Source organism: Lacticaseibacillus pantheris DSM 15945 = JCM 12539 = NBRC 106106 (assembly GCF_001591865.1).
GTDB classification, from domain to species: Bacteria; Bacillota; Bacilli; order Lactobacillales; family Lactobacillaceae; genus Lacticaseibacillus; species Lacticaseibacillus pantheris.
On record NZ_BCVS01000021.1, the window covers coordinates 20,558 to 27,076 of the forward strand.

Here is a 6,519-nt window from a genome sequence, read left to right on the forward strand (position 1 = left end):
ACAAAATCGTTAATAGTATAGCAAATACCCAGCGCTAGTTCAATGCCCGTCGGCGCCGGAATGCAAGTAATATCAACATTACGACCAACATTCCGCAAACCGCTCCGGTAGTATCCAAAATGACGTCCTGAAACAAAGGCGACCGGTCACCCGTCAGCATTTGGTGAAATTCATCCAGGGCCGCACAACCAGCACACGTCAAGGGTACCATGACCACCCGCAACCACCAGGCCGGAATATGCCGCCTCGTCCCCATGTACAGCGACAATCCGAGTACAAAGTAGGAGCCAAAATGCGCTAACTTGCGAATGAGAAACTGTATTACCCCAAAGTAACCCTCGCTGGCCACGCTGACTGAGCTACCAGCGTAGTGCCAGTGAATCCGGGCAACCAAATTGTAAGCTGGTTTATTCGCTAAAATTCGCTCAAGTAGTGGCGCGGCGTTTTGTTGATGAAAGGTCATCGAACTGCTTATAAACAGTAATACTAATACAGCCAGCGCAACTACTAACCAGCCATTACGTCGAATTCCCATCCACAATACGTGCATAACCGTCACCCCAACCGATTTAATGTTCGCTCACTAGTGTAACGAAATCCAAGCGTGAAACCAAGTCCGTTCGGATAATAATCATACCCGGTCGGATAAACTACTAGCAGCCGATACGCATATCAACAAAAAATGGCCACACGCACACTTCGCACGCATGACCATATTCTATTGGTTAGCTACCGACATGAGCAACCCACTTTGACACTATTCTACGGTGACAGATTTAGCCAAATTACGTGGCCGATCAACATCATATTCCCGATCCAGGCTAGCGTAATAGGCCAGCAACTGACACGGTACAATCAGCGCTAACGGCGCCAGCGCGGGATTCAGGTCATCAATCACGAGGTCATCACCCGTCTGGGCTAAACTGCGCGTGGCAATCCGGATGACGTTTGCACCCCGGGCCGCTGCTTCAGTCGCATTGGCCCGAGTGTGGGCCGCAGTGACCGGGTCACTAATCAGCGCAATGACCGGCGTTCCGCTTTCAATCAGCGCAATCGTGCCATGCTTTAGTTCACCCGCCGCAAAGCCCTCAGCCTGCACGTAGGAGATTTCCTTAAGCTTCAAGGCCGCTTCCAGTGCGACGTAGTAGTCCAGGCCACGACCGATATAAAACGCGTTACGAGTGGTTGCCAGCGCTCCCTGCGCTAAATCGTGGACCGCATCCTTCTGGTCGACTAACGCCTGCTGCGTATCGGCAACCAATGTCAGTTCGTGGCCGATATCCCACGCGGCAGCGTCCGCCACCCCTTTGGCTACGCCCAGGGCCTTTGCCACCAAAGCCGTAGTGGCAACCTGCGCCGTGTACGCCTTAGTCGAGGCAACCGCAATTTCGGGACCAGCGTGGAGGTTGAGCGCGTAATCCGCCTCGCGGGCCAGCGTCGACGTTGGCACGTTGGTAATCGTTAACGTCGGGTAACCCTGTTCCTTGACCTTCACCAACACCTGCCGAATATCCGCCGTCTCGCCACTTTGAGTTAAAAAGACAAACATGGGCTTGCCCGTCAACAATGGCTGGTGGTAGCCAAACTCGGAAGCCAGGTAGGCGTGCGCTGGCGTATGTGCGTACTCCTCCATGAGGGCGGCCCCGACCATGCTAGCGTGATAACTGGTACCAGCAGCAACAAAGTAGAGCTGGTCGGCTTCAGCCAAAGCCTGCAAGAGGTTATCCGGCAAGTTAACCGTCCCGTTTTCGTCCAGGTAGGCCGCGAGCAACCGCCGCATCACGACTGGCTGTTCATCAATTTCCTTCAACATGTGGAACGGGTACGCACCCAGGTCACCGTCACCCTCGCTCACGTCCACCGTAAAGGTATCCCGTACAACCAGGTCGCCATCCATGGTCATGAGTTGTACGTTGTCGGCGGTGAGCACCGCCAGTTCCTGGTCGTGTATTTCCATAAATTCGTGCGTCCGGTCCAGTAGCGCCAACGCGTCACTACCCACCGCGTTAAAGCCATCGCCAACACCAATTAACAATGGTGACTTGTTCTTAGCCACGTACAGCGTGTCCCCATCATCGCGGTCAGCTAGCGCAAAGGCGTAAGAGCCGTCGACCAGTTGCATCACGTGCTGAAGGGCTTCGACAACCGAAGCGCCCGCCATGACAAACTGCGCAATTAACTGCACGGCAACTTCCGTATCGGTATCACTCGCCATTTGGACGTCCGGAAGGTACTGAGCGCGCAACTCAGCAGCATTTTGCAGCACACCGTTATGCACGAGGTAGAACCGGCCGTCCGCAGAAACGTGCGGATGTGCGTTAGCAACCGTGGGCTTACCGTTCGTGGCCCACCGGGTGTGACCAATGCCTAGGGTGCCCGTCAGTTCCGCTGGGACCTTGGCCTCCAAGCGCTTAATCCGCCCGACTTCTTTAATTAGTTGCCCACCATTATTACGGTCATGCACAAAGATACCGGCCGAATCATAACCGCGGTATTCCAGCCGCTCTAACCCCTTTAGCAGTACCTTGGTTGCATTCACATCGCCAACTACTCCGATAATTCCACACATTTTGTTACGCTCCTGTTCATTAATGGTATAGACCCAATTCAAATAAGATTCCGGATTGGTCGATACGTCAAATAGTAGCAGGAGCCCCGTTAAAGGTCAACTACTCGATTATTGGTATACGCCGAATTTTTAGCAATTGGTATACCTTGATTGTGAATATTACGATTAAGTGGTCCCGACATAGAGGGAACCGTCAAAAAAAGTGGCCCACCCGAGGTAGACCACTTTGGTAATTAAATTAATTTTGCTACAGGAATTATAGGCCCATTTCGGTCTGGACCACCCGCACGATGTCGTCAACGTATGCGCTAACGAGTTCGGGGGTCTTGGCCTCCGCCATAACCCGAAGCAAACTTTCAGTACCACTAGGACGGACTAGTACCCGGCCGTCGCCGGCCATGCGGTCCTCAACGTCCTTGATGGCATCAGTAATAGCGGGGTATTGTTCCCACGCGTTCTTATCCTTAACTGGTACGTTGACCAACTTTTGCGGGTACGTCTGCACTGGTGCTGCCAATTCAGAGAGCGTCTTACCCGTCGCTGCCATCACGGAAAGCAACTGGATCCCCGTCAGCATGCCATCCCCGGTGTTGTGGTAATCAAAGAGGATGACGTGCCCGCTTTGCTCCCCACCAATGTTGTACCCGTGTGCACGCATCTCTTCCACCACGTGGCGGTCACCCACGGCCGTTTGGACCGAGTGCATGCCGTTGGCCTCAATGGCCTTGTACAACCCCAGGTTGCTCATGACGGTCGTCACAATCGTGTCCTGCTTCAAGCGACCCTGGCTCTTCATGTAGCTACCCAACACAAACATGATCTTGTCGCCGTCAATAATGTTGCCCTGCTCGTCAACGGCGATGCACCGGTCCCCATCCCCATCGAAAGCCAGGCCAATTTGCGCGCCCTTCTCAACCACGGCTTTAGCCAAGGCTTCGGGGTGCGTTGAACCGACACCGTCATTGATGTTAATACCGTTCGGGTTAGTGGCCATTGTTTCAAAGTCGACGTCGAGGTCGCCAAACAAACGACTCACAATGCCGCTGGTTGCCCCATTGGCACCGTCCAGCACCACTTTGATCCCCGCCAGGTCTTCGTTAACAGTTTGTTCCAGGAACTGGGTGTATTTTTGGATACCTTCTGGGTAAGCCGCGGACGTGCCCAATCCCTTTGCACTTGGCCGCGGTAGTGTATCAACCTCGGCGTCTAGATACGCCTCAATTTCGTCCTCCGTGGCATCAGACAGTTTGTAGCCGTCTGGCCCAAAGAACTTGATACCGTTGTCCTGAGCAGGATTGTGCGACGCGGAAATTTGAATTCCGGCCGCGGCACCCTGAACCTTAATCAGGTAAGCGACCGCAGGCGTGGTAATCACGCCCAGCGACAGCACCTCAATACCAACGGACAATAGGCCCGCAATCAGGGCGTCGGCCAACATTTGACCGGAAATACGGGTATCCCGAGCGACCAGCACTAACGGTGTCTGACCGTCCTCCTGATGCTTAGTCAGGACGTACCCCCCAGCACGTCCTAACTTAAAGGCCAATTCAGGGGTAAGCGTCTCGTTGGCCACCCCGCGTACACCGTCAGTACCAAAATACTTAGTCATACTTTCTCCTCGTTTCTGCGTTTAACCGCTGAACTACGTTTACCATTTTATTACTTTTAGACTACTTAGCGCTACTACTGGATGAACTATCTGAACTGCTAGAGTCACTACTACTGGACTTGGCACTACTGCTGGATGAGCTGGAGCTTACTGATTGACTACTCGCCGAATCACTTGAGCTCTCGCTAGACGACGAACTGGCATCCCCGGCCTCGCTGCTCGACTCCGTAGTGACTTTGAGGCTGACCTTAATCGAGTTAGGGTCCGCCGCCACTAGGTCGGGGTACGCGTCCGTGACGTTCACCGTCTTGGTTGTACTTGAAGTTACGCCACTTACATCTACTGGCAAAGTAAGTTTGTCGATTTTCGCGAGTACCGACCGACTCCCGTAAATCCTGACACTGTCGGTGTTGCTCTTGAAGGCAACCACACGATCCTTGGCAACCGTGCCACTTTGCTTGAACTCCACGTCAACTTTTTTGCTTGGCAACGACACTGGCAAAGTTACCTTGACGGACTCCGGCAAGACCACCACGTTCAACGTATTACCGTTGCTATCCACGGCCTGGACGGAAACATTCTGGGTAACGTCCTTTTTGGTGTTATGGCTCAAAGCAACGGTGGCAACCACCTTGTTAATCCGCTTAATTTCTGAACGGGAACCGGACACCTGGGCCGAGTTAGTGGACAACTTTGGCGTGCCTACTTCATAGCCCTCAGCCAGAGCGTCGGCGTTGTATTTGACCTCAATCGGCATCGTCTTGTTAACCCGCTTTTGAATATTCACGTTAATGGTAGACGGTGTGATCTTATAGTTAAGGCTTTGGTTAAGCCCCTCCTCCGTCAATTTAACCTTATGCTTGCCCACGCCGAGGTTACTCAGGTTCGCTACTACCCTAAAGTTCTGCGTATTCTTGACCGCAGTCACGAGCGCGGAACTACCCGATACGCGCACCTTCACGTTCTGCGGGTAACCCGTAATGAAGTACTTGGTCGTATCCGCATTGAGCTGCAACGGCACTTTGACGGTCGCTGACCTGGTCGCCAGTAGCGAACTATTGGCCGTACCAGTCTGGCGGGTATTGTTAACCTGCTTGGTGTTGACGTAGAAGAAGATGCCTAGGGCCAACACGAATGACAGTAGGCGATAAACCCACTTGCTTTCCCAAAACTTGCTCATTTGCCCGCCCCCTTCCGGTTAATGCCCAGAATGAAGTCGCGGATGGGGTTGTGCTTCTCCTCGTCTTCGGCTGGTACCAGTTGCGCCGTCAAAAAGGCCATGTAATCATCTCGCGACATATCAATCATGAGGTGTGAGTTGTTGGTAATGGTGACGCCGCCAGTTTCTTCGGACACCACCACGGTCACGGCGTCGGTGACCTCACTAATACCAACGGCAGCACGATGACGCGTCCCGAGGCTCTTAGGAATAGCGTTACTCTCGGATAGCGGCAGGTACGCGGCGGCCACCGCGAGTCGATTGTCGCGAATAATCACGGCCCCGTCGTGCAAAGGTGTGTTGGGAATGAACGTGTTGATCAGAAGCGCACCACTCACCTCCGCATCGATGGGAATACCGGTTTCGATGTATTCCTCTAGGCCAGTGTTCATTTGGATGGTGATCAACGCCCCGATGCGGCGCTTACTCATGTACTGGATGGCCTGGTCTAACTGATCGACCAACCTTTGGCCGGTATCATGCTGGCTTTCAGCTCCGTGTGTGAATAGGCCACCTCGTCCCAGATGTTCCAACCCGCGTCGGATTTCTGGTTGAAAAATAATGACGATTGCCACTACGGACCAACTAATAATTTGGTCCAGAATGAAGGAGACGGCCCGCAGTTGTGCACCCCAGGCAATCAGTCGGATAATCACGATGATTAAAATGCCGCGGAAGAGCTGCACGGCTTTGGTACCACGGATCAACATGATCAAGCGGTACAGGAAGTACCACACGACCAGGATGTCCACTATGTTTGCTAGGGTTGTCCACGTAAAAAACTGGGTGATTAGTTCACTCATCATCATGCCTCCATCATTGCGTAACTGTGCACATTATAGCATGGGCGCCGGACTGTTGGGGGATGATTTCCGCTGTTCGGTTCAGCAACTTGCTTCCATTGGGTTGATTTGCAAAGTTAGTGGCGGCAGCGTAGGCCGGACCGGTGAGCTGCGGCTTTCGTGGGTGCTCCATGGTCACCACTGCTAGGGCGAAGGTTGTGTGGTTACGAACTCGCGGGTGGCCTTTGGGACTGCGGCTTACGTGCCCTACGCCGTAGATTGCTACAGTAGCAGTTGGTGGCAGCGTAGGTTGGACCGGTGAGCTGCGGCTTTCGTGGGG

General features: G+C 53.4%; 5 protein-coding genes. All 5 read right to left on the reverse strand.

The window, feature by feature from the left end:
• Positions 1-34 precede the first annotated feature (34 nt).
• The 5 genes from LPA02S_RS03845 to cdaA all read right to left on the reverse strand — a co-directional run bounded on the left by LPA02S_RS03845 (position 35) and on the right by cdaA (position 6,200).
• The gene (locus LPA02S_RS03845) at positions 35-550 is read right to left on the reverse strand and encodes a VanZ family protein (protein ID WP_054649951.1); all 516 of its coding nucleotides are present in this window, start codon (positions 548-550) and stop codon (positions 35-37) included.
• Positions 551-757: 207 nt separating this feature from the next.
• The gene (glmS, locus tag LPA02S_RS03850) at positions 758-2,569 is read right to left on the reverse strand and encodes a glutamine--fructose-6-phosphate transaminase (isomerizing) (RefSeq protein WP_061777616.1); all 1,812 of its coding nucleotides are present in this window, start codon (positions 2,567-2,569) and stop codon (positions 758-760) included.
• 256 nt (positions 2,570-2,825) lie between these two features.
• The gene (gene glmM / locus LPA02S_RS03855) at positions 2,826-4,178 is read right to left on the reverse strand and encodes a phosphoglucosamine mutase (protein WP_056956610.1); all 1,353 of its coding nucleotides are present in this window, start codon (positions 4,176-4,178) and stop codon (positions 2,826-2,828) included.
• Between the two features lie 61 nt (positions 4,179-4,239).
• The gene (locus tag LPA02S_RS03860) at positions 4,240-5,358 is read right to left on the reverse strand and encodes a CdaR family protein (RefSeq protein ID WP_056956609.1); all 1,119 of its coding nucleotides are present in this window, start codon (positions 5,356-5,358) and stop codon (positions 4,240-4,242) included.
• Positions 5,355-6,200 (reverse strand): diadenylate cyclase CdaA, encoded by an 846-nt coding sequence (gene cdaA / locus LPA02S_RS03865; RefSeq protein WP_056956608.1) that lies wholly within the window; start codon positions 6,198-6,200, stop codon positions 5,355-5,357. Before cdaA ends, LPA02S_RS03860 begins: the two co-directional genes overlap by 4 nt.
• Positions 6,201-6,519 lie beyond the last annotated feature (319 nt).

Coding starts and splice junctions, on each gene's coding strand:
- LPA02S_RS03845 (WP_054649951.1), bottom strand. CDS start 550: ATGCACGTATTGTGGATGGGAATTCGACGTAATGGCTGGTTAGTAGTT.
- glmS (WP_061777616.1), bottom strand. CDS start 2,569: ATGTGTGGAATTATCGGAGTAGTTGGCGATGTGAATGCAACCAAGGTA.
- glmM (WP_056956610.1), bottom strand. CDS start 4,178: ATGACTAAGTATTTTGGTACTGACGGTGTACGCGGGGTGGCCAACGAG.
- LPA02S_RS03860 (WP_056956609.1), bottom strand. CDS start 5,358: ATGAGCAAGTTTTGGGAAAGCAAGTGGGTTTATCGCCTACTGTCATTC.
- cdaA (WP_056956608.1), bottom strand. CDS start 6,200: ATGAGTGAACTAATCACCCAGTTTTTTACGTGGACAACCCTAGCAAAC.